The organism is Saccharopolyspora kobensis (genome assembly GCF_900108315.1).
GTDB classification, from domain to species: domain Bacteria; phylum Actinomycetota; class Actinomycetes; order Mycobacteriales; family Pseudonocardiaceae; genus Saccharopolyspora; species Saccharopolyspora kobensis.
The window spans coordinates 382,207-402,487 of record NZ_FNVB01000004.1; the positions used below are offsets into that span (position 1 = coordinate 382,207).

General features: G+C 71.0%; 20 protein-coding genes. 13 read left to right on the forward strand and 7 right to left on the reverse strand.

The genetic code is table 11. The features are described 5' to 3' along the window. Positions 1-119: 119 nt before the first annotated feature. Entirely contained in the window at positions 120-956 is an 837-nt protein-coding gene (locus C4T78_RS14635; protein WP_177247339.1) for a lysophospholipid acyltransferase family protein, read from the reverse strand. Positions 957-1,077: 121 nt separating this feature from the next. Between C4T78_RS14635 and C4T78_RS14640 the strand changes: the two genes are divergently transcribed. The 3 genes from C4T78_RS14640 to C4T78_RS14650 all read left to right on the forward strand — a co-directional run bounded on the left by C4T78_RS14640 (position 1,078) and on the right by C4T78_RS14650 (position 5,379). Next, positions 1,078-3,564, forward strand: a complete 2,487-nt coding sequence (locus tag C4T78_RS14640; RefSeq protein ID WP_177247340.1) for a DNA translocase FtsK — start codon at positions 1,078-1,080, stop codon at positions 3,562-3,564. Between the two features lie 227 nt (positions 3,565-3,791). After that, positions 3,792-5,048, forward strand: a complete 1,257-nt coding sequence (locus tag C4T78_RS14645; protein ID WP_093344872.1) for a sialidase family protein — start codon at positions 3,792-3,794, stop codon at positions 5,046-5,048. A gap of 85 nt (positions 5,049-5,133) precedes the next feature. Continuing rightward, positions 5,134-5,379 carry a hypothetical protein gene (locus C4T78_RS14650; protein WP_093344875.1) on the forward strand — a complete coding sequence of 82 codons (246 nt, stop codon included), beginning with the start codon at positions 5,134-5,136 and terminating at the stop codon, positions 5,377-5,379. A 28-nt stretch (positions 5,380-5,407) separates the two neighbouring features. Here the strand turns inward: C4T78_RS14650 and C4T78_RS14655 are convergent, their stop codons facing one another. Then, positions 5,408-6,622, reverse strand: coding sequence for an alpha-hydroxy acid oxidase (locus C4T78_RS14655; protein WP_093344877.1), 1,215 nt, complete (start codon positions 6,620-6,622; stop codon positions 5,408-5,410). A gap of 226 nt (positions 6,623-6,848) precedes the next feature. Here C4T78_RS14655 and C4T78_RS14660 point away from each other — a divergent pair, with 226 nt between their 5' ends. Beyond that, a complete protein-coding gene (locus tag C4T78_RS14660) occupies positions 6,849-8,117 on the forward strand; it encodes an erythromycin esterase family protein (RefSeq protein ID WP_093344880.1) in 1,269 nt (422 codons plus the stop codon). Positions 8,118-8,158: 41 nt separating this feature from the next. Here the strand turns inward: C4T78_RS14660 and C4T78_RS14665 are convergent, their stop codons facing one another. The 3 genes from C4T78_RS14665 to C4T78_RS14675 all read right to left on the reverse strand — a co-directional run bounded on the left by C4T78_RS14665 (position 8,159) and on the right by C4T78_RS14675 (position 10,144). Next, a complete protein-coding gene (locus tag C4T78_RS14665; RefSeq protein WP_093344882.1) occupies positions 8,159-8,728 on the reverse strand; it encodes a phospholipase in 570 nt (189 codons plus the stop codon). Positions 8,729-9,069: 341 nt separating this feature from the next. Beyond that, positions 9,070-9,600: an amino-acid N-acetyltransferase gene (locus C4T78_RS14670; protein WP_093344885.1), complete on the reverse strand. Its 531-nt coding sequence runs from the start codon at positions 9,598-9,600 to the stop codon at positions 9,070-9,072. Positions 9,601-9,634: 34 nt separating this feature from the next. Continuing rightward, positions 9,635-10,144 carry an amino-acid N-acetyltransferase gene (locus C4T78_RS14675; protein ID WP_093344888.1) on the reverse strand — a complete coding sequence of 170 codons (510 nt, stop codon included), beginning with the start codon at positions 10,142-10,144 and terminating at the stop codon, positions 9,635-9,637. 136 nt (positions 10,145-10,280) lie between these two features. Here C4T78_RS14675 and rimO point away from each other — a divergent pair, with 136 nt between their 5' ends. The 7 genes from rimO to C4T78_RS14710 all read left to right on the forward strand — a co-directional run bounded on the left by rimO (position 10,281) and on the right by C4T78_RS14710 (position 16,874). After that, the gene (gene rimO, locus C4T78_RS14680) at positions 10,281-11,720 is read left to right on the forward strand and encodes a 30S ribosomal protein S12 methylthiotransferase RimO (protein WP_093344890.1); all 1,440 of its coding nucleotides are present in this window, start codon (positions 10,281-10,283) and stop codon (positions 11,718-11,720) included. Next, entirely contained in the window at positions 11,717-12,331 is a 615-nt protein-coding gene (gene pgsA / locus C4T78_RS14685; protein WP_093344893.1) for a CDP-diacylglycerol--glycerol-3-phosphate 3-phosphatidyltransferase, read from the forward strand. The genes rimO and pgsA overlap by 4 nt, the downstream gene beginning before the upstream one ends. Then, complete coding sequence (locus C4T78_RS14690; RefSeq protein WP_093344896.1) at positions 12,328-12,819, forward strand: CinA family protein; 492 nt, start codon at positions 12,328-12,330, stop codon at positions 12,817-12,819. Before pgsA ends, C4T78_RS14690 begins: the two co-directional genes overlap by 4 nt. Positions 12,820-13,001: 182 nt before the next feature. Beyond that, a complete protein-coding gene (locus tag C4T78_RS14695; RefSeq protein ID WP_093146490.1) occupies positions 13,002-13,451 on the forward strand; it encodes a helix-turn-helix domain-containing protein in 450 nt (149 codons plus the stop codon). Positions 13,452-13,773: 322 nt separating this feature from the next. Then, positions 13,774-14,604, forward strand: coding sequence for a PspA/IM30 family protein (locus tag C4T78_RS14700; RefSeq protein WP_093344900.1), 831 nt, complete (start codon positions 13,774-13,776; stop codon positions 14,602-14,604). Positions 14,605-14,639: 35 nt separating this feature from the next. After that, positions 14,640-15,434: a phage shock envelope stress response protein PspM gene (pspM, locus tag C4T78_RS14705; RefSeq protein WP_235862944.1), complete on the forward strand. Its 795-nt coding sequence runs from the start codon at positions 14,640-14,642 to the stop codon at positions 15,432-15,434. A gap of 162 nt (positions 15,435-15,596) precedes the next feature. Further along, entirely contained in the window at positions 15,597-16,874 is a 1,278-nt protein-coding gene (locus tag C4T78_RS14710; RefSeq protein WP_093344907.1) for a uracil-xanthine permease family protein, read from the forward strand. A 125-nt stretch (positions 16,875-16,999) separates the two neighbouring features. Here the strand turns inward: C4T78_RS14710 and C4T78_RS14715 are convergent, their stop codons facing one another. Both C4T78_RS14715 and C4T78_RS14720 read right to left on the reverse strand, forming a co-directional pair. Next, a complete protein-coding gene (locus C4T78_RS14715) occupies positions 17,000-17,635 on the reverse strand; it encodes a LysE family translocator (RefSeq protein ID WP_093344910.1) in 636 nt (211 codons plus the stop codon). A gap of 84 nt (positions 17,636-17,719) precedes the next feature. After that, the gene (locus C4T78_RS14720) at positions 17,720-18,544 is read right to left on the reverse strand and encodes a ParA family protein (RefSeq protein ID WP_093344913.1); all 825 of its coding nucleotides are present in this window, start codon (positions 18,542-18,544) and stop codon (positions 17,720-17,722) included. A gap of 226 nt (positions 18,545-18,770) precedes the next feature. On the opposite strand from C4T78_RS14720, the gene C4T78_RS14725 reads away from it, so the two are divergent. Together C4T78_RS14725 and C4T78_RS14730 are read left to right on the forward strand one after the other, a co-directional pair. Further along, complete coding sequence (locus C4T78_RS14725; protein ID WP_093344916.1) at positions 18,771-19,496, forward strand: class I SAM-dependent methyltransferase; 726 nt, start codon at positions 18,771-18,773, stop codon at positions 19,494-19,496. A gap of 296 nt (positions 19,497-19,792) precedes the next feature. Continuing rightward, positions 19,793-20,209: an SCO2097 family morphological protein gene (locus C4T78_RS14730; protein ID WP_093344919.1), complete on the forward strand. Its 417-nt coding sequence runs from the start codon at positions 19,793-19,795 to the stop codon at positions 20,207-20,209. Positions 20,210-20,281: the final 72 nt, after the last annotated feature.

A 20,281-nucleotide genomic window follows, 5' to 3' on the forward strand; every position in this document is an offset into this window, starting at 1 on the left:
ATCTCCTCGGAAGATGTCACGCCCTCACCAGCAGCGTGACCGCACAACTACCGGTAGTTGAACAACGTCCGATGTGGATGCCCGCCGATCGGCCGCACGGCCGCGGCCGATCGGCCTGATCAGGGCCGCCAGGGGCTGGGCTTGTCCGTGGCCGGGCGGGTCGGGTCCTGGTGGTGGGGCGCGCCGAGCTCGCCCGCGCGGAGCGGGGTCAGGCCGTCGGTGATCGCTCGCATGATGCGGTCGCGGGCGCGGGTCGCGTCGCCGACGCGGTCGGCGGACAGGTCGGTGAGGTCGACCGGCGGTCCGAAGTGGACTCGCAGCCGCGGTCGGCGGCGGACCGCGCGCAGCCACGAGGTGAGCAGGATGCGCAGGTCAGCGGCGCTCTCCACGCGGACCATGCCGTAGCACATCGCCTCGTGGGCGCCCCACTGGCTGATCGGCACCACGGTCGCGCCGGAGGCCAGCGCCATGCGGGCCGCGCCGGTCTTGCCGCGCTCCGGCCACATGTCCGGTTCCAGCGTGATGCGGCCTTCCGGGTACACCAGCACCGGGTGGTGATCGCTGGTCAGGGCCGCGACCACCCGGTCCATCGCCTCGCCTGCGGTGCTCTTGCCCCGGTCGGCGCGGACGTGCCTGCAGCGGCGCAGCACCCCGCCCAGCACCGGGGTGTCGAACAGGCCGCCGGTGGCCAGGAAGCGCGGCGCCAGCCGACGGGTCCGGCAAGCCGCGATCAGGACGAGGGCGTCCAGGTTGCCGATGTGGTTGGCGGCCAGCAGCAGCGGCTTGCCGCGCAGCTCGTCCGGCACGTCACCGGTGACTTCCAGCCGCCCGGTGATGCCGATGATCGCCCGGTCCACCCGCATCAGCGCGCGCCACAGCAGCGGCGCGCCGCGGAACAGCTTCTCGCGGTCGGTTCGGCGTGTCGGCTCGTGCGGACCGGTCGGAAGAGCAACCATGATTTCCGAGGATCTCACGCCCGATGCCCTGAATGGGGGAGAACGCCCGAGAAAAGCGTCCGAGCCGCTGTTCGCCGTGGCTGTTGTGACGGGAGAGGCGGGTGCGGATACCGTGTGGGGTATGGCGAGCCGGACATCGAACGGGGGACGTGGATCGGCGCGCAGCAAGAGCGCCACGAAGAGTAGCGGCTCCGCGTCCCGCAGTGGCGGATCGGGTCAGGGCAAACCCCGCGCGAAGTCGGGAACCGCGCGCAAGAGCACGGCCAAACCGCGCGGCTCGACGCACGCGCCGCGCCGCCAGCCCGCCAAGCGCCCGGCGAAGTCCCGCGGCGGTGGCGTGGCCCGCGGCGTGGGCAGCGTGGTGCGGGCGATGGGCAAGACCCGCGAGCTCGACCCGGCGCACCGGCGCGACGGGCTGGCGCTGGTCTTCCTGGCCACCGCGGTGATCGCGGCCGCCGGCGTCTGGTGGCAGGCGGGCGGGCCGGTCGGCCACGGCTTCGACCTGGCGCTGCGCTCGATCATCGGCTCGGCCGCCGTCGTGCTGCCGCTCGTGCTCCTGGGCGTCGCGATCGTGCTGATGCGCACCGAGAGCACGGCCGAGGCCCGGCCGCGGGTGGTGATCGGTTCGATGCTGCTGATCCTCACCACGCTCGGCGTCATCCACATCGCTTCCGGTGCCCCGCTGGAACCAGAGCAGTGGCCCCACGCCGGTGGTGCGCTCGGCTTCGTCGCGGGCGGGCCGCTGGAGTACGGGCTCACGCCTTGGGTCGCCGTTCCGGTGCTGGTGCTGGTCGGGCTGTTCGGGCTGCTGGTGCTCACCGGCACCTCGGTGCGCGACATCGGTGATTGGCTGCGGGGCGGCGACGCCGAGGAAGAAGCCGACGAGCCGAAGCGGTCGCGGTCGAAGGCCGAGGACGCGGAACCGACCGAGGTCAAGCTGCGCCGCCCCTCGCGGCGGCGGCAGGCGGCGATGGCCGACGAGGACCCGCAGCTGTCCATCGAGGACGTTCCGGAGGAGCCGAAGCCGGTCAAGCCGAAGGCCGCGGCCGTGGTGCCGGCGAACCAGCCCGCTCCGGAGAAGCCGAAGAAGAGCGACAAGCCGCAGATCAGCCGGAGCGTCGAGGGCGACTACAAGCTGCCGCCGCTGGACGTGCTCACCGACGGCGAACCGCCGAAGAACCGCAGCCGGGCCAACGACGCGATGATCGAGGCGATCACCGCGGTGCTGGAGCAGTTCAACATCGACGCCCAGGTCACCGGGTTCACCCGCGGCCCGACCGTGACGCGCTACGAGGTCGAGCTCGGCCCCGGCGTGAAGGTCGAGAAGATCACCGCGCTCACCAAGAACATCGCCTACGCGGCGGCCACCGACAACGTGCGGCTGCTGGCGCCGATCCCGGGCAAGTCCGCGGTGGGCATCGAGGTGCCCAACAGCGACCGGGAGATGGTGCGCCTCGGCGACGTGCTGCGCTCCAGCCAGGCCACCAAGGACAGCCACCCGCTGGTGATGGGCCTGGGCAAGGACATCGAAGGCCACATGGTCACCGCGAACCTGGCCAAGATGCCGCACCTGCTGGTGGCCGGTTCCACCGGTTCCGGTAAGTCCAGCTTCGTCAACTCCATGCTGGTGTCGCTGCTGGCGCGGGCGACGCCGCAGGAGGTCAGGATGATCCTGATCGACCCGAAGATGGTGGAGCTGACGCCCTACGAGGGCATCCCGCACCTGATCACGCCCATCATCACCCAGCCGAAGAAGGCCGCCGCCGCGCTGGCCTGGCTGGTGGAGGAGATGGAGCAGCGCTACCAGGACATGCAGGCCAACCGGGTGCGGCACATCGACGACTTCAACCGCAAGGTGAAGTCCGGCGAGATCACCGCGCCGCTGGGCAGCGAGCGGGAGTACCGGCCCTACCCGTACATCCTGGCCATCGTCGACGAGCTCGCCGACCTGATGATGACCGCGCCGCGCGACGTCGAGGACGCCATCGTGCGCATCACGCAGAAGGCGCGTGCCGCGGGCATCCACCTGGTGCTGGCCACCCAGCGGCCGTCGGTGGACGTGGTGACCGGCCTGATCAAGACGAACGTGCCGTCCCGGCTGGCGTTCGCGACCTCGTCGCTGACCGACTCGCGGGTCATCCTTGACCAGCCCGGTGCGGAGAAGCTGATCGGCATGGGCGACGCGCTGTACCTGCCGATGGGCGCGTCGCGGCCGGCCCGGGTGCAGGGCTCGTTCGTCGGCGACGACGAGATCCACCGCATCGTCTCCTTCACCAAGGAGCAGGCCGAGCCGGAGTACACCGACGGCGTCACCGCGGCCAAGGCGAGCGAGAAGAAGGAGGTCGACTCCGACATCGGCGACGACCTCGACGTGCTGCTGCAGGCCGCCGAGCTCGTGGTGACCAGCCAGTTCGGCTCCACCTCGATGCTGCAGCGCAAGCTGCGGGTCGGTTTCGCCAAGGCCGGCCGGCTGATGGACCTGCTGGAGTCGCGCGGTGTGGTCGGCCCGTCGGAGGGCTCGAAGGCCCGCGAGGTGCTGGTCAAGCCCGATGAGCTGGAGAACGCGCTGTACTCGATCCGCGGTGGGCCGTCCCCGGACGAGGAGTGAGGCCGTGAGCGTTTCGGGGTGCTAAGGCGCCCCGAAACGCTCACGTGCCGCGTTCTTCCCGTTTTCACCGGCATTTCAGCCGGCTTTCCCGGTCTCTTCGCACTGCTCCGTTTGCGAATCGTGATTGCGCTGAACGGAATTCTGGAACCGACCGAATTTCACGATGTTTGAGATATTCTCCGGCGCGCTGACGGTATTTGTCCGCCGCGATTTCGTGAGGTTCGCGCATGCTCGTCCGGAAATTACGCGCCGTCCTGTCGGTTTCGTTATCGGTGCTGCTGCTGGCCGGATTCCAGTCGGTGGCCGCCGGGGACGCCGGTCCCTCCGATGTGGACAGAGGGGAGCTGTTGCGCGCCGGGGGCAGCAGCTATCCCCGGCTGGTGCGGTTGCAGAACTCCGGTGAGGCCAACGGCCGCGTGCTGGTCAGCATGACGACCTACGCCGACCGCACCGGATTCGCGGTCGTCTACGAGAGCGACGACGACGGCGCCACGTTCCAGCCCGTCGGCGAGATCCGCGATCCGGAGGGCGCGGACGAGAAGGGCATGTGCTGCTCGACGCTGTACGAACTGCCGCAGCAGGTCGGCGACATGCCCGCCGGAACGCTGCTGTGGGCGGGCACCGCGGGCGTCGGCGCCGACCCGGAGGAGCGGCGCAGCAGCATCCGCCTGTGGCGCAGCGACGACCACGGCCGCACCTGGAGCTTCCTGTCCACCATCGTGCAGGCGCCGGTGGGGCCGGGCGTGTGGGAACCGGAGTTCACCGTTTCCAAGCAGGGCGACCTGGTCGTGTTCTACTCCGACGACGGCGATCCGAAGCACGACCAGAAGATGGTCCAGATGCGCTCCGCCGACGGCCGGAACTGGACGGACCTGCGGGAGACCATCAAGAACGACGAGTTCACCGTGCGCCCCGGCATGGCGGGCGTGCGGCAGCTGCCCGACGGCACCTACGTGATGGCCTACGAGGTCTGCAACTACGACCCGGTGCACATCTGCACGATCTGGACGCGCACCTCCCAGGACGGCTGGGACTTCGGCGACCCGTACGACCTGGGCACCGAGGTCCTGTCGGAGACCGGTGGTCAACCGCTGGGCACGCCGACCATCGCCTGGGCGCCGGGCCCGAACCCGAACGGCCGACTGCTGCTGGCCTACCAGATGCTGGCCAACGACCAGGGCGGCTGGGCGCCGGGCAACGGGCGCACGCTGATGGTCAACGACAACCCGTCCGACCTGGCCCGCGGCTGGCGGGAGATCCCGTCGCCGGTGCAGATCAGCTACAACCAGGGCAGCTCCTGCCGGAACTTCAGCCCGACACTGCTGCCGACCAGCGACGGCGATTCGGTCATCCACGTGACCACGGACTTCGAGAAGTACATCGGCGGCCCCTGCGAGGCGTTCCACGCCACGGGCCCGATCGACGGTGCCACGACGGCCGCACCTCCGCAGACCCACCTGATCGATCCGCGCCCCGGCCGCTGATTCACCCGTTCGCCGCGGCGAGAACGGCAACGCGACGTCCGGCACCGGCGTTCTTGCTGTCGACGAACGGCGAGGAGGCGGCGGGATGGACGTGATGGCCTACGTGGGGCTGTTCTTCGTGCTCTTGATCGCGGGCGGCCTGATCTGGGACCGGGTGGAGTACTGGATTCCGGCGCGCCGGCCCCGGAAGCGCCGCGGCACCGCCCGCGGCGGATCGGCGGGCGTCGGCGGGTACTACGCCGGTTGGGACTCCTCCGACGGCGGTGGTGGTGGGGATTCCGGTGGTGGCGGTGGCGGTGGCGGTGGGGATTCCGGCGGGGGTGGCTGCTGAAGGCCCACCCCCGCCCGGACAGGAGCGGCTAGCGGCGCAGCGCCGCGTGCGTGCGGTCGAGATCGGCGATGGAGCGGACGCCGAGGAGCTGGAGGGTGCGGACGATCTCGGTGCTGAGGATGTCCACCGCCTTCTGCACACCTCGTTCGCCACCGGCCATCAGGCCGTAGAGGTAGGCGCGGCCGATGAGGCACGAGTCGGCGCCCAGCGCGATCGCCGCGACGATGTCCGCGCCGCTGGTGATGCCGGTGTCCAGCAGGATCTCGGCCCGGTCGCCGATCGCTTCGCGCACCGCCGGCAGCAGCTCCAGCATGGTCGGCGCCCGGTCCAGCTGGCGCCCGCCGTGGTTGGACAGGATCACGCCGTCGGCGCCCAGCTCGACCACGCGGCGGGCGTCGTCGGGGTTCTGGATGCCCTTGATGATCAGCGGGCCCCGCCAGAGCTCCCGCAGCCACTCCAGGTCGGCGTAGTTCAGCGACGGGTCGAACATCGAGTTGATCAGGTCGTGCACCGTGCCCGACCAGTGGTGGAAGGAGGCGAACGTCAGCGGCTCGGTGGTGAGCAGGTTGAACCACCAGGCCGGGTGCATCGCGCCGTCCACGATCGTCTTGAGCGTGAGCTCCGGCGGGATGGTCAGGCCGTTGCGGGCATCGCGCAGCCGCGCGCCGCCGACGGGCGTGTCCACGGTGAGGATCAGCGCTTCGTAGCCCGCGTCCTGCGCGCGCTCGACCAGCGCTCGGCTGGCCTCGCGGTCCTTCCACAGGTAGAGCTGGAACCACTTGCGGGCCTCCGGCGCGGCGGCGGCCAGGTCCTCCACCGACGTCGTGCCCATCGTGGAGAGCGCGTACGGGATGCCGGTGCGCTCGGCGACGCGGGCCACCGCCGGTTCGCCCTCGTGGTTCATCATCCGCGTGAAACCGGTGGGGGCGAAGGAGAACGGCAGCTTCGACGGCTTGCCGAGGATCTCGGTCGAGGTGTCCACAGCGGACACGTCGCGCAGCACCGACGGGCGGAACTCGACATCGCGGAACGCCCGGCGGGCGCGGCGCAGGCTGATCTCCCCCTCGGCGGCGCCGTCGGTGTAGTCGAACACGGCACGCGGTGTGCGCAGGCGGGCGATGGTGCGCAGGTCGGCGATGGAGTGCGCGGCCGACAGCCGGCGCTCGGTGGGGTTGAACTGCGGTGGCTTGACCCGCAGGAGCGGACGCAGTTCGGACCAGCGCGGAAGTTGCCGCTTGACCATTCGAGCTCCCTTCGTCGCGGTGCGACATTACCTCCGCGAACGAGTTGCTAATCTCGCAGCATGGCAACGGGCAGTCTCTTCCTCTGACGCTCCTCCCCGGGAGGAGCGGAACACCGGTGCGGGCGAACCCGCGACCGGTCGCTGCCCGCTGCCCGGCCTGATGAGCCGGATCCGCCCTCCCGTTCGGTGACCTTCTTGCACACCAAACCCGAGGAGCGAACGAGGGATGACGAACGACCGCACGCCCGCGGACTGGTTCCGCGCCCGATCCCACACCTTGACCAGCCTCGACGCCGACGCGCCGCTGGACGACCTCGAACCGCTGCGGGAGATCATCGGTGACGCCCGCGTCGTGGCGCTGGGCGAAGGCGCCCACTTCGTCCGCGAGTTCACCGACACCCGGCAGCGGATGCTGCGCTTCCTCGCCGAGCGCTGCGGCTTCACGGTCCTGACCTTCGAGTTCGGGTTCAGCGAGGGCATCGCGCTGGACCACTGGTTGCGCGGCAGCGGTGGGGAAGCCGAACTCGCAGGCCTGGCGGGGACCACGAACGCCGGGGTGAACCCGGCGCTCGTGCGCTGGCTGCGCGAGCACAACAGCACCAGCGGGCACCCGCTGCGCTTCGCCGGGTTGGACACCCCGGTGGCCGGGGGTCAACTGCGCCCGGCGCTGGAACCGGTGGCCGACTACCTCCGCGAGGTCGACCCGGACGCCGCTTCGCGGATCGACACCGCGTTGTCGATCTCGGACCGGATCACCGGCACGTCGGTCGCCGTGGCCGCTCCCAGGTGGGGTGGGCTGGCGACCGCGGAGCAGGACGCGCTGACCGCGTCGCTGGCGCGGTTGCTGGTGCGGGTCCGGTCGATGGAGCCGCTCTACGTGTCGCGCAGCGATCAGGAGCGCTACGACGTGGCGCTGCGGCACCTGGAGACCGCCGTGCGCGCGGACTACATGTTCGGCGCGATGCGGAGCTTCTTCGCGGGAGACGGCCTGCTCGCGGACCCGTCGGCGAGGGACCACCACATGGCCGAGTCGATGCGCTGGTGGCTCGACCGGCTGCCCGCGGGCACGCGCATCGCGCTGGCCGCGCACAACAACCACGTCCAGAAGTCCCCGGTGTTCTTCGGCGATGAGCTGGCGCTGCTGCCGCTGGGCCACTACCTGGCCCGGATGCTCGGCGACGGCTACCGCGCGCTGGCCCAGACCCACACCGCCGAGCGGATCCCGGAGATCTACCCGAACGCGGCCGCCGAGGCCGGGTTCGACGTGGTCGACGTGCAGATGCCCGATCCCGCGCCGGGCAGCGTCGAAGCGGCGCTCGTCGACGCGGGGCGCGGCGGCGAGGTGACCCTCACCGATCTGCGCGGCGGGCCGGAGGAGCTGGTCGGCATCCGGGCGCAGAGCGAGAACATGCCCACGCCGGTCGTGGCGGCGTTCGACGGCGTGCTCTCGGTGCCCACCGCCACCGCCTACTACACGACGAGTTTGTCCGAGTAGGACGTCGGGGGCGTGCCTGGCCCGGGCACGCCCCCTCTCGGTCAGTCGGTCGCCGTGATCTGCACGAGGTGGCCCGCGGCGTTGACCGCCTGGAACCTCAGCGGCTCGTCGGCGGTCGACGGCAGCTGCTGGATCTGCGCGTGCTCGACGGCTTCGGCGGTGGAGCCGCTCACGCCGCCGAACTCCCGCACCGCGAAGTAGTAGATGTTCGCGGTGCCCTTGCACGCCAGGTTGTCACCGCAGGCGGTGTACATGTCGTCGCGGAAGTTGTCGTCGATCTCCTTGCGGTTCGGCTCGGTGAACCGCTCCTGCTTCTTGTAGTTGCGGTACCCGAAGTCGTGCCGGTCGCAGCTGGTGCGGAACTTGAAGCCCAGCGGCTCGTCCGGCGACATCGAGCAGCCGTCGGAGGACCAGTCCAGCTGGTCGGCGTGCGGCTGCTCGGCCCTGGTCCGGGTGAAGTCGTCGAGGGAGAGCTCGAACAGGTACTGGTCGGTGGTGCTGCGCAGTTCTCCCGGGCTGAGGTCGGCGTGCGCGGTGCCGGCGGTGAGCAGCAGCGCCCCGGCGGCGACGGCGGTGGTGAACAAGCCACGGCGAGCGGGGGATCGTTCCACGGCAGGGCTCCTCGGATCCGGAGTGATCGCTCACCGTGTTATAGCCGGTGCGGGTGATGTTCGCGGGGAAGCTGAGCAACCTGCACGAGAAAGGTGGAACCTCCGCTGGGCCGATCGGTGGCGGCGCCGGGGCGGCGAACTGCTCGTCAGCCCTGCCGGGCGTAGAGCTGGTCAGCGCTCTCGTCGGCGGACGCGCAGCCCGCGAGAACCTTGGTCGCGGCCGCCAAACCGATCGAGCTCCGCTGCACGCTCCCCCCTTCGACGGTGTTGTGCCGCGCCCGGTGATCACTTACGTGAAAAACTTTCGTCTCTGGTCGCAAGTGCTGGCACCGCGTCCGGGATCAGGTGAGCTTGAGGAGCATCCGGGTGTTGCCGAGGGTGTTGGGCTTGATGTTGGCCAGGTCGAGGAATTCCGCCACGCCCGCGTCGACCGAGCGGCGCATCTCCTCGTAGACCTCCGGGGTGACCGGCGCGCCGTCGACCTCCCGGAAGCCGTGCCTGCCGAAGAACTCCGTCTCGAAGGTCAGCACGAAGACGCGGGCCAGGCCCAGCTCGCGGGCCAGCGCCACCAGCTGGCGCACCAGGCGGTGGCCGATGCCGGTGCCCTTGGTCGCCGGGTCCACCGCGACGGTGCGGATCTCGGCGAGGTCCTCCCAGAGCACGTGCAGGGCGCCGCAGCCCACCACGCGGGCCGCACGGCCGGGTTCGGACAGCTCGGCGACCCAGAACTCCTGGATGTCCTCGTAGAGGGTCACCAGGTCCTTGGCCAGCAGCACCTCGCCCGCGTAGGTGTCGACCAGCGTCTTGATCGCCGGGACGTCGGCGATCCGCGCCCGCCGAATCGCTATCGCCGATGGCGCATAGTCATTCATGGGGGCATGGTAGCGCCGCGCGCCACCGGATTGCTCAGCACGCGCCGAGGTGCAGCAGCATCCGCGTGTTGCCGAGGGTGTTCGGCTTGACATGGGCCAGGTCGAGGAACTGGGCCACGCCCTCGTCCGGCGAGCGCCGGATCTCCTGGTAGATCTCCGGCGGCACCGGCGTGTCGGCGATCGGCAGGAAACCGTGCCTGCCGAAGAACTCCGTCTCGAAGGTGAGCACGAAGATCCTGGCCAGGCCGAGCTCGGCGGCCGCCGCGATCAGCCGGGTGACGATCGCGTGCCCGACGCCGCGCCCCTTGCTCGTCGGGTCCACCGCGACGGTGCGGATCTCGGCGAGGTCCTCCCACAGCACGTGCAGGGCGCCGCAGCCGACGAGGACGCCGTCCGATTCGGCGACCCAGAACTCCTGGACGTCCTCGTAGAGCGTGACGAGGTCCTTGCCGAGCACCACCTTCCCGGCGTAGTGGTCGATCAGCGCCTTGATGTCGCGGACGTCGCGCACTCGGGCCGGGCGGATCTCTACCGGAGCGTTCACGTTAGGTAAGCCTAACCATAAGGCGGGTGCTCCGGGTGGTAATCTCGACCACCATCGCGCGCACCCCGGGTGACGTCGTCGTCCGCGAGGGCCGGGTTCAGGCAGGGCCGCAACACCTGGACGTTAGGCTCGACGCATGTCAACCGAGCAGAATCACCGCCGAGTCGCCATGGTCACGCTCGGTTGCGCCCGCAATGAAGTCGACTCCGAAGAGCTCGCCGGGAACCTGCACAGCCGCGGCTGGGACCTCGTCGACGCGGAGGACGCCGCCGACGTGGTGGTCGTGAACACCTGCGGCTTCGTCGAATCGGCCAAGAAGGACTCCGTCGACACGCTGCTCGCCGCCTCCGACACCGGCGCGAAGGTCGTCGCGGTCGGCTGCATGGCCGAGCGCTACGGCAACGAGCTCGCCGAGCACCTGCCGGAGGCCGACGCGGTCCTCGGCTTCGACCACTACGGCCAGCTCGCCGACCGGCTCGACGACGTCCTCGCGGGCAAGGCCATCCAGGCCCACCAGCCGCAGGACCGGCGCAAGATGCTGCCGATCACCCCGGTCGCCCGTCCCGCCGCTGCAGCGGAGGTCGCGGTGCCCGGCCACGGCTGGGTGCCCGCCGCGCGCTCGGTGGCGCGCCGCCGGCTCGACGACTCGCCCGTCGCCGCGCTGAAGCTGGCCTCCGGCTGCGACCGGCGCTGCTCGTTCTGCGCGATCCCGTCCTTCCGCGGCTCGTTCCTGTCCCGGCAGCCCGAGGAGGTGCTGGGCGAGGCCGTGTGGCTGGCCGAGCACGGCGCCAAGGAGCTGTTCCTGGTCAGCGAGAACTCGACCTCCTACGGCAAGGACCTCGCCGACCCGCGCGCGCTGGAGCTGCTGCTGCCGCGACTGGCCGAGGTCGAGGGCGTCGAGCGGGTCCGCGTCTCCTACCTGCAGCCCGCCGAGACCCGGCCCGGTCTGGTGCGCACCATCGCGAGCACGCCCGGCGTCGCGCCCTACTTCGACCTGTCCTTCCAGCACTCCAGCGAGTCGGTGCTGCGGCGGATGCGCCGGTTCGGCTCCACCGAGTCCTTCCTGGCGCTGATCGAGCAGATCCGCGAGCTGGCGCCGGAGGCGGGCATCCGCAGCAACTTCATCGTCGGGTTCCCCGGCGAGACCGAGGAGGACTTCGCCGAGCTGCAGGACTTCCTCACCCGCGCCCGGCTGGACGCCGTCGGCGTGTTCGGCTACTCCGACGAGGACGGCACCGAGGCGGCCGGGTTCGCCGACAAGCTCGACCCCGAGGTCGTCGACGAGCGCGTCGAGAAGCTCTCCGACCTGGTCGACGAGCTGATCGCGCAGCGCGCCGAGGACCGCATCGGCAGCGAGGTGCGGGTCCTGGTCGAGCGCATCGACGACGGCGAGGTCGTCGGGCGTGCCGACCATCAGGGGCCGGAGGTGGACGGGGAGTGCCTCGTCGAAGATGCTGGAGAGGTCGGCGTGGGTGAAGTGCTGCGGTGCCGGGTGGTGGACAGCGAGGGCGTGGACCTCGTCGTTCGCCCGGTCGGTGGCGCGCCCGCGGAGGACCGGTCCGGGGAGCAACCATGACGGCCGATGGCGCGGCATCCAACCCGCAGGCGGTGCGGCCCGAGCCGGTACCGCTGGTCAACATCGCCAACATCCTGACCGTGTCCCGGCTCGCGCTGGTGCCGGTGTTCCTGGTCGCGCTGTTCTGGGACGGCGGGCACGACGACCTGTGGCGCTGGATCGCCACCGGGGTGTTCGCGGTCGCCTCGATCACCGACCGCATCGACGGTGACCTGGCGCGCCGCCGCGGCCTGGTCACCGACTTCGGCAAGATCGCCGATCCGATCGCGGACAAGGCGCTCACCGGCGCCGCGCTGATCGGCCTCAGCGTGCTCGGCGACCTCGGCTGGTGGGTCACCTGGGTGATCATCGGCCGCGAGCTGGCCATCACGCTGCTGCGGTTCTGGGTGATCCGGCACGGCGTGATCGCGGCCAGCTACGGCGGGAAGATCAAGACGCTGCTGCAGGCCCTGGCCATCGGTCTCTACCTGATGCCCCTCGGCGCCTGGGCCGACCTGCCGCGCTGGGTCCTGATGGGCGCGGCGGTGCTGGTCACCGTCGGCACCGGGCTCGACTACGTGGTCCGCGCGGTCCGGCTGCGCGCCGCGGGACGGACCAAGGCCGGCGCATGATCCTGGAACCGGTCGGTCTGCCGTTCTCGCAGGTGGCGGACCTGCTCGACGTCCTGCGCAAGCGCGGCGAGACGGTCGCCACCGCGGAATCGCTGACCGCCGGGCTGGTGGCCGCCACGCTGACCGACGTGCCCGGGGCCAGCGACGTGGTGCGCGGCGGGCTCGTCGTCTACGCCACCGACCTCAAGGCCGAGCTGGCCGGCGTCGACTCCGACCTGCTCGCCGAGTGCGGCGCGGTGCACCCGCGGGTCGCGGAGATGCTCGCCGACGGTGCGCGCACCAGGTGCCGGGCGGACTGGGGCATCGGGCTGACCGGCGTGGCGGGGCCGGATCCGCAGGACGGCGTGGCACCCGGCACCGTGCACCTCGGGTTCGCCGGGCCGGGCGGCGCGGTGGTGCACTCGGTGCGCTTGCCGGGTGACCGGCACGGCGTGCGGGCTGCGGCCGTTCGGGTGGCGCTGGAACACTTCGCGGATCTGCTGCGTTGATCCGGGAGGATGTCGTGCGCAGGCGGAACGCGGCGTCCAGCCGGACCGGTTCGATCGGGCGCCGGGCGTTCGCCCTCGGCGGACTTGTCCACGATCGTTCTCGTTCGGGCCGTGGGATGAGTAACGTAGGGAGCGTTCACGCGTGGTGCACGCGGTAGGCGACGAAGGAAGGGAGGCGCGCGATGACCGTATTGTTGCGGGAGGCGGTCGGTGACCGACTGCGCCGCGCCCGGACCGCACAGTCTCGGACCTTGCGGGACGTTTCGCGCGCTGCCCGGGTGAGCCTCGGATATCTCTCCGAGGTGGAACGGGGCCGCAAGGAGGCGTCCAGCGAGCTGCTCGCCTCGATCTGCGACGCCCTCGACCTGCCGTTGCCGGAGCTGCTGGTGACCGTGGCCGGTGACCTGGACGAGACGATGCTGGTGCCATCCGGCGTCGACCGGGCCGCCGAGATGGACGGGGACCGCTTGGTGCCCAGTCTGATCGGCACCGAGCTGACCGAGACCGAGCTCGCCCAGCAGCAGCTGGCCGATGCGGACGCGCGCGCTTGCGCGGAGCGCCTGCAGCCGGTGCTCAGCCAGCGCATCAGCGCCCCGGTGCGCAAGCCGGGCGGAGTTGTCGTAGCAGCGTAGAGGCCTGTTCTCCAGGCTCGTCCGGCGTGGCGGCGGCAGGTGCCGAGCCGCGCCGGGCGCACAAGAGCAGATGTCAGGTCGTGGGTGCCGGAGCGGGTTTCGCCCGTTTCGGCACTCACGACCGTTTTTCCGGTACCCGGTGCGCGGCCCCCGGGGGCGGGCTGGTTCGATCTTAGGCGTGACTCCGGGCGATCCCGGAGATCTACCGTGTTTGGTGGAAGCGGACCCGACTACCTGACACGATGGAACCAGCCGACACGCCTGGTGCGTTGTGTCGGCGGTGGGGCAGCCGAGCAGCAGCAGAAGAAGGCAGGCGGAGGAGATGGCCAATCCGTTCGTGAAGGCGTGGAAGTACTTCATGGCGGCGTTCTCGTCGAAGGTCGACGAGCACGCCGACCCGAAGGTGCAGATCCAGCAGGCCATCGAGGAAGCCCAGCGGCAGCATCAGGCGCTTTCCCAGCAGGCCGCCTCGGTGATCGGCAACCAGCGCCAGCTTGAGATGAAGCTCAACCGCCAGCTCGGCGAGGTCGAGAAGCTGCAGGCGTCGGCGCGGCAGGCGCTGGTGATGGCGGACCAGGCGCGGGCCAACGGTGACGAGGCGAGCGCGCAGAAGTACGAGGAGACCGCCACCCAGCTCGCCAGCCAGCTGGTCACCGCGGAGCAGGGCGTCGAGGACATCAAGACCCTCCACGACCAGTCGCTGGGTGCCGCCGAGCAGGCCAAGAAGGCCGTCGAGCGCAACGCCCAGGTGCTGCAGCAGAAGATCGCCGAGCGCACCAAGCTGCTCAGCCAGCTGGAGCAGGCGAAGATGCAGGAGCAGGTCTCCGCCTCGATGCGCCAGATGACCGAGGTCGCCGCGCCGGGCAACACGCCGTCCCTGGACGAGGTTCGGGACAAGATCGAGCAGCGCTACACCACCGCCCTCGGGCAGGCGGAGCTGGCGCAGAACAGCGTGCAGGGCCGGATGCTGGAGGTCGAGCAGGCGTCCATCGACGCCGCCGGTGCCAGCCGCCTCGCGCAGCTGCGCGCCTCGATGGGCACCGGTCAGCAGCAGGTCACGGGCGGTCAGCAGCAGCAGATCGGTGGTGCGCAGAGCCCGGCCGAGCCCGCTGCCAACCCGCAGCAGCAGAACCCGCAGGCCGGACAGGCCTGAGCGAGCGCAGGGTGAAGTCGTCCCGCAAACAGGAGTTGGCGCAGCTGGGAGAGGCCGCTATCGAGCAGCTGCGCGGTCCCGGCATGGCTGCGGTGCGCCGGACGATCGCCAGGTGGCGGGATCCGCGAGCGCGCGCGATCCGGCAGCGGAACCGCGCTCGGCGGACCGCGACGGGTAGCGCCGCGACCGCGGGCGTGCTCGGTGCCGGTGCGGCGACCTCTGCGTACGTGCCCGCGCTGTGGGACTGGGGTGGTTCGGCCGGCTTCTTCCTGCAGGACGTGACGACGTTCGGCCTCGGTGGCCTCGCTGTGCTCGGCGGGGCCACCGCTGTCGGCGCCGGGATGAAGTACCGGCGGCTCAAGCGGACCCCGCTGCCCGATGCCGCTCCGGAGCCGGTAGCGCTCCCGGCGTACGGATCGGCGGCGCGGGAACCGATGCAGCGGCTGCGCGATGCCGAGCAGACCCTGCACGGCGCGCTGGCGCAGCTGACGGCCGCGGGTGCGGGCAGCGCCGCGGTGGACGCGCGCGGGACGGCGGACAGCGCGGCCGCGGAGCTGCGGCGGGGCGCGGAGCGGCTCATCGCCGTGGAAGCGGCGATCCCGCACGCGCCCGCGGGGGAGAAGGCCGCGTTGCGCTCGGACGTCGAGCGGCTCCGGGCGGAGCTGGACGAGGGCGTCGACGGGTACGGCGCGCTGGTGGCCGCTGCGGGACGCGCGGTCGCGGCCAGCGGAGCCTCCGAGCAGAAGCACCTGTTGCAGGACGCGACCGATCGGTTGGCCGGACTGGCGGACGGGTTGCGGGAGCTGTTCGGCCCCGAGGGACGCCGGTAACCGCTCGGGATGAGAAGTGCCCGATGCGACACGCCATCACTGCTGGTAGCGATGGTTCTGCTGGTGCATGTCTTGATTGTGCGATGCGAAATAGTAATCTTCCCTCATCATCACAGGCCGTGACATGAAACCCGCCTGAACGGGTGGCTCGGGGGAGGCGACGTGGCGTTGTGGACCGTGCACGGCAACGGTCGACGCCCGGTGCGCGATGCGGTGGTGGCCTCCGAGGAGCGGCTGAGCTGGCCGCTGACCATCGGTTTCGGCGTGCAGCACCTGCTGGCGATGTTCGGCACCACCACCCTGGTCCCGCTGCTCACCGGATTCCCGGTCGGCACGACCTTGCTGCTGTCCGGCCTCGGAACCCTGCTCTTCCTGCTGCTGACGCGCAACCGCGTGCCCAGCTACCTCGGCGCCTCGGTGGCCTTCGTGGTCCCGCTGAACGCCGCGGCGAAGGAAGCCGGCGCCAGCCCCGCCGCGCTGCTCGGCGGCATCGTGGTCGTCGGCATCGTGGTGTTCAGCGTCGGCGTCGCGGTCAAGGCGCTGGGCGTGCGGCTGCTGGAGTCGGCGATGCCGCCCGTGGTGACCGGCGCGATCGTCCTGATGATCGGCCTGAGCCTCGCCCCGCAGTCGGTGTCGTCCTTCGACCAGCAGCGGGTGCCCGCCGCGCTGACGCTGGGCACGGTCGTGCTGCTGATCGTGATCAGCCGCGGCATGGCGGCGCGGGCCGCGGTGCTGATCGGCGTGCTCGTCGGGTGGTGCTACGCGGCGCTGGCCGGTCACCTGGTTCCGGAGCGCGTCGCGGAGCTGGCCGACGCGCCGTGGATCGGCCTCCCGCAGCTCATCGCGCCGCAGGTGCACATCGCGGTGATGCCGTTCGTGCTGCCGCTGGTGATCGTGCTGGTCGCCGAGCACGTGGCGCACCTCAAGGCGGTGGCGGCGATGAGCGGCCGAGACCTCGACCCGCACGTGGGAGACGCGCTGATCAGCGGCGGGCTGGCGACCACGCTGTCCGGTGCGGCGGGCGGCTCGTCGCTGAGCAGCTACGCGGCGAACGTCGGGGTGATGGCCGCGACGCGGGTGTACTCCACGGCGGCCTGCATGGTCGCGGCGATCGCCGCCATCGTGCTCTCGTTCTCGCCGAAGCTGGCGGCCTTGATCAACACCATCCCGATGGGCGTGCTCGGCGGCGCGACGCTGGTGCTGTTCGGGATGCTGGCCATGGTGGGCGTGCGGATCTGGCTGGACGGGCGGACCGACTTCGCCGACCCGGTGAACCTGGTGGTGCTGGGCACCGCGGTGATCGCCGGGGTCGGCGACCTGACGCTGCACGTCGGTGAGCTCCGGGTGACCGGCATGGTGTGGGGTTCGGTGGGCATCGTCCTGGTCTACCCGGTGCTGCGCCACATCGCCGACGTCCGCAACAAGCCGCAGCGCGCCTGAGCCCTGGTGCGCGCGATTTCAATGGAAATCAGGCGTCTGATTTCCATTGAAATCGCCTCCCGAAGGCGAGTTGGGTCCACTGTGCACCGGGCACGGCGGCTGCTCGGGAGGTGGCGACCCGGGGCTCAGCCTTGGACGGCCATCTTGAGGCCGAGGCCGACCAGGACCGTCGCGGTGATCCGGTCCAGCCAGGCGCGGACCCGGCGGCGCTGGAACAGCGCTCGGGCGCGGCCGGCGATCCACACCAGCGCCGTCGACCACAGCAGGCCGATCGAGATGTGCGTGGCCACCAGCAGCGGACCCCAGGTGAACGCCGCCGGCCCCGCGGGCAGGAACTGCGGCAGCAGGCTGATGTAGAAGACGCCGACCTTGGGGTTGAGCAGGTTCGTGGCCATCCCGGACCGCAGCGCGGCCCAGCTGGTCAGCCCGGCCGACGCCGATGGCAGCTCCTCCGGCTGCGCGACCTGGTTGCGCGGCAACGACTTCCACAGCGCCGAGCCGCCCAGCCACAGCAGGTAGGCCGCGCCCGCGATGCGCACGATGTCGTAGGCCAGCTGGGACGCGGTGAGCAGGGCGGTCAGCCCGGCGATGCTGGCCGTTCCCCAGATCAGGCAGCCGAGATTGATCCCGAAGGCCGTCGCGACCCCGGCCCAGCGCCCGCCCAGCAGCGAGTGCCGGAGGATCAGCATGGTGTCCAGACCGGGCGTCAGCACGCCGATCAGGGCGACCAGCGCGAAGGCCGTGAAAGTTGCGCTGCTCACGGGTTCCGCCTCTCCGCGGTGCACGGTGTTGGTTGCGTTCTGCGGTCGAGCTCGCGTTTCGGGGTCAAGCAGGGCTCGGCCCGCTCACTCGTCCTCTTCCAGCTCGTCCTCGTCCGGTCGGCGTTGGCGGCCTGCGCGGAGCGTGCGGGCGAGCACGAGGTTGAAGGCGAGCGCCACTTCGCGCGCACCCGGTGTGCCCCACTGGTGGATCGGCATGCACGCGCCCTGGGCCTGCTGCACCGCCAAGCGGTCCGGCAGCGCGACGGGCAGCACCAGCGGGCCGAAGATGTCGCGCAGCTCGTCGATGCGGAACTGGTGCTCGTGCGAGCGCGGGCGCACCCGGTTCACGATCACGCCGAGCGGCTGCAGCTTCGGGTTGGTGGACTTGCGCTCGGCCTGCACGGCTTCGAAAGCCCGCTGCACGCCGGAAACCGCGAAGATCGTGGGTTCGGTCACCAGCAGCGCGCGATCGGCGGCGACCAGCGCCGAGCGGGTCAGCCTGCCGAGCGAGGGCGGGCAGTCCAGCAGCACCAGCTGGTAGGGCAGCTCGCCGTCCTCGATTAGACCGTCCAGTTCGGACAGTGCGGTGGTCAGCCGGGCGAGGTGCTCCTCGTCGTGGTGGCCGTTGTGGCTCTCGGCGTCCTCGGACCCGACCAGGACGTCGACCTCCTCGCCCCACGAGCTGCCGCTCACGGCTTCCCGGAGCACCTCCGGACGAGGATCGGCGAGCACGTCGCTGAGCCCCTTGGTGGTCTCCTCCGGTTCCAGGCACGAGGTCGCGTTGCACTGCGGATCGAGATCGACGACCAGCGTCCGAACGCCGCGACGCATGGCGGCCGAGGCGAGACCGAGCACCACGGTCGTCTTGCCCACGCCGCCCTTGAGGCTCAGCACTGCCACGGTCTGCACGCACGTAGCCTACGGAACTCGGCACCATCTCAGAACTCGTCCCTGAAACTGGTCTCCGCTGCGGCCGAAGTTGGTGTTCCGGGACTCCCGGCACTGCTCCGATCGCGGCAGAGCGGATGCTGCGACCGGGTTTTCGCGCACGATCCGCCGAGGCGGCCGCGCGGCGCGCTGAGGCGATCGCCACGCCGCCGCGAGATGCCCGCGACCGGCCATTACGCTGCTTGCCATGAGATCCGACGCCGTCCACCAGGTGCTGGAAGCCGAACTCGCCGAAGTCCGGCGCCGACGTGGCGGAGAACCGCCGCGCGTGCTCGACGTCGGTGGCGGCAGCGGGGTGTGGGCGGTGCCGCTGGCCTCCGAGGGCTGCGCGGTGACGGTCGTGGATCCCAGCCCGAACGCGCTGGCCACGCTCCAGCGGCGCGCGGTCGACGCCGGGGTGGCCGACCGGATCACCCCGCTGCAGGGCGACACCGACGCGCTGGCTGCGCTGGCCCCGGAGGGCGGCGCGGACCTGGTGCTCGCGCACGGCGTGCTGGAGGTCGTCGACGACGTCGAGGCCGCGGTCGCCGCGCTGGCCGCCGCGACGGCTCCCGGCGGCGTGCTGTCGGTGCTGGTCGCCAACCGCTACGCGGCGGTCATCGGACGCGCGCTGGCCGGCCGGGTCTCCGACGCCCTGCAGCTGATCCAGGACGCCGACGGCCGGCTCGACCCGGCATCGGACACCCTCCAGCGGCGGTTCGACGCCGAAGGCCTGGAGCGGGTGCTGACCGCAGGCGGGTTCACCGTCGAGCGGATCCAGGGACAGGCGGTGCTCAGCGATCTGGTGCCCGGCTCGGTGCTGGACAACAACCCGCGGGCGGCCGACGCGATGGCGGAACTGGAGCGCGTTGCGGCCGTTCGGCCCCCGCTGCGCGACATCGCGACCCGCCTGCACGCCGTCGCGCGCGCTTGATCTCCGGCCACGCGGCGTGACCGGCGGTGCGGCCGGACCGGTGGTGCAATGGTCCGGCAGCCGGGTGAGCTGGGGCGATGCGTCCTGAGCGGGGAACGGCCGCGCGGTGATCGCTGCCCCGAGGGGATGATGTCGGCAACCTCGCACAGCTACCTACCAGGACCGGGTAGTACTCGCGTCGCGGGAACCGTATCCTCAGTGGTGACGCCCCCAAGCGTTCGCCGGTCCCCAAGTCCGGATGAGTCGATCATCCCGGTCTCCGGCGCCACTGAGACCCCTGTGCCGGAGGAGGAGTCATGCCACTCTCCGAGCACGAGCAGCGACAGCTCGAACAAATCGAGCGCGCGCTCTACGCCGAGGACCCCAAGTTCGCCTCCACCGTGCGCGGAGGACGACTGCAGCGCCCATCCCGACGCCGGAGGATGCAGGGCATCGCCGTCTTCGCGCTCGGATTGGCCCTGCTGGTAATCGGTGCGGTGATCCCGGCTCTGCGGCCGGCCGACATCCCCGTGTTGAGCGTGGTCGGCTTCCTCGTGATGTTCGGCGGAGCAGTGATCGTCCTGTCCGCGTTGCGCGGTGGCGGGGACGACATCGAGTCGGTGCCGGAGAACGGCGGTGGCGGGCGCCCCAAGCGGGGCTCGAACCGCAGCACCGGACGCAGCTCCTTCGCCCAGCGCATGGAGGAGCGCTTCCGAAGGCGTTTCGAGCAGTAGGACCGAAGCGATGATCGCCGCCAGGCCACCCCTGGCGGCGATCGCTGTACGGTCCCGCCTCTCCGCGATTCG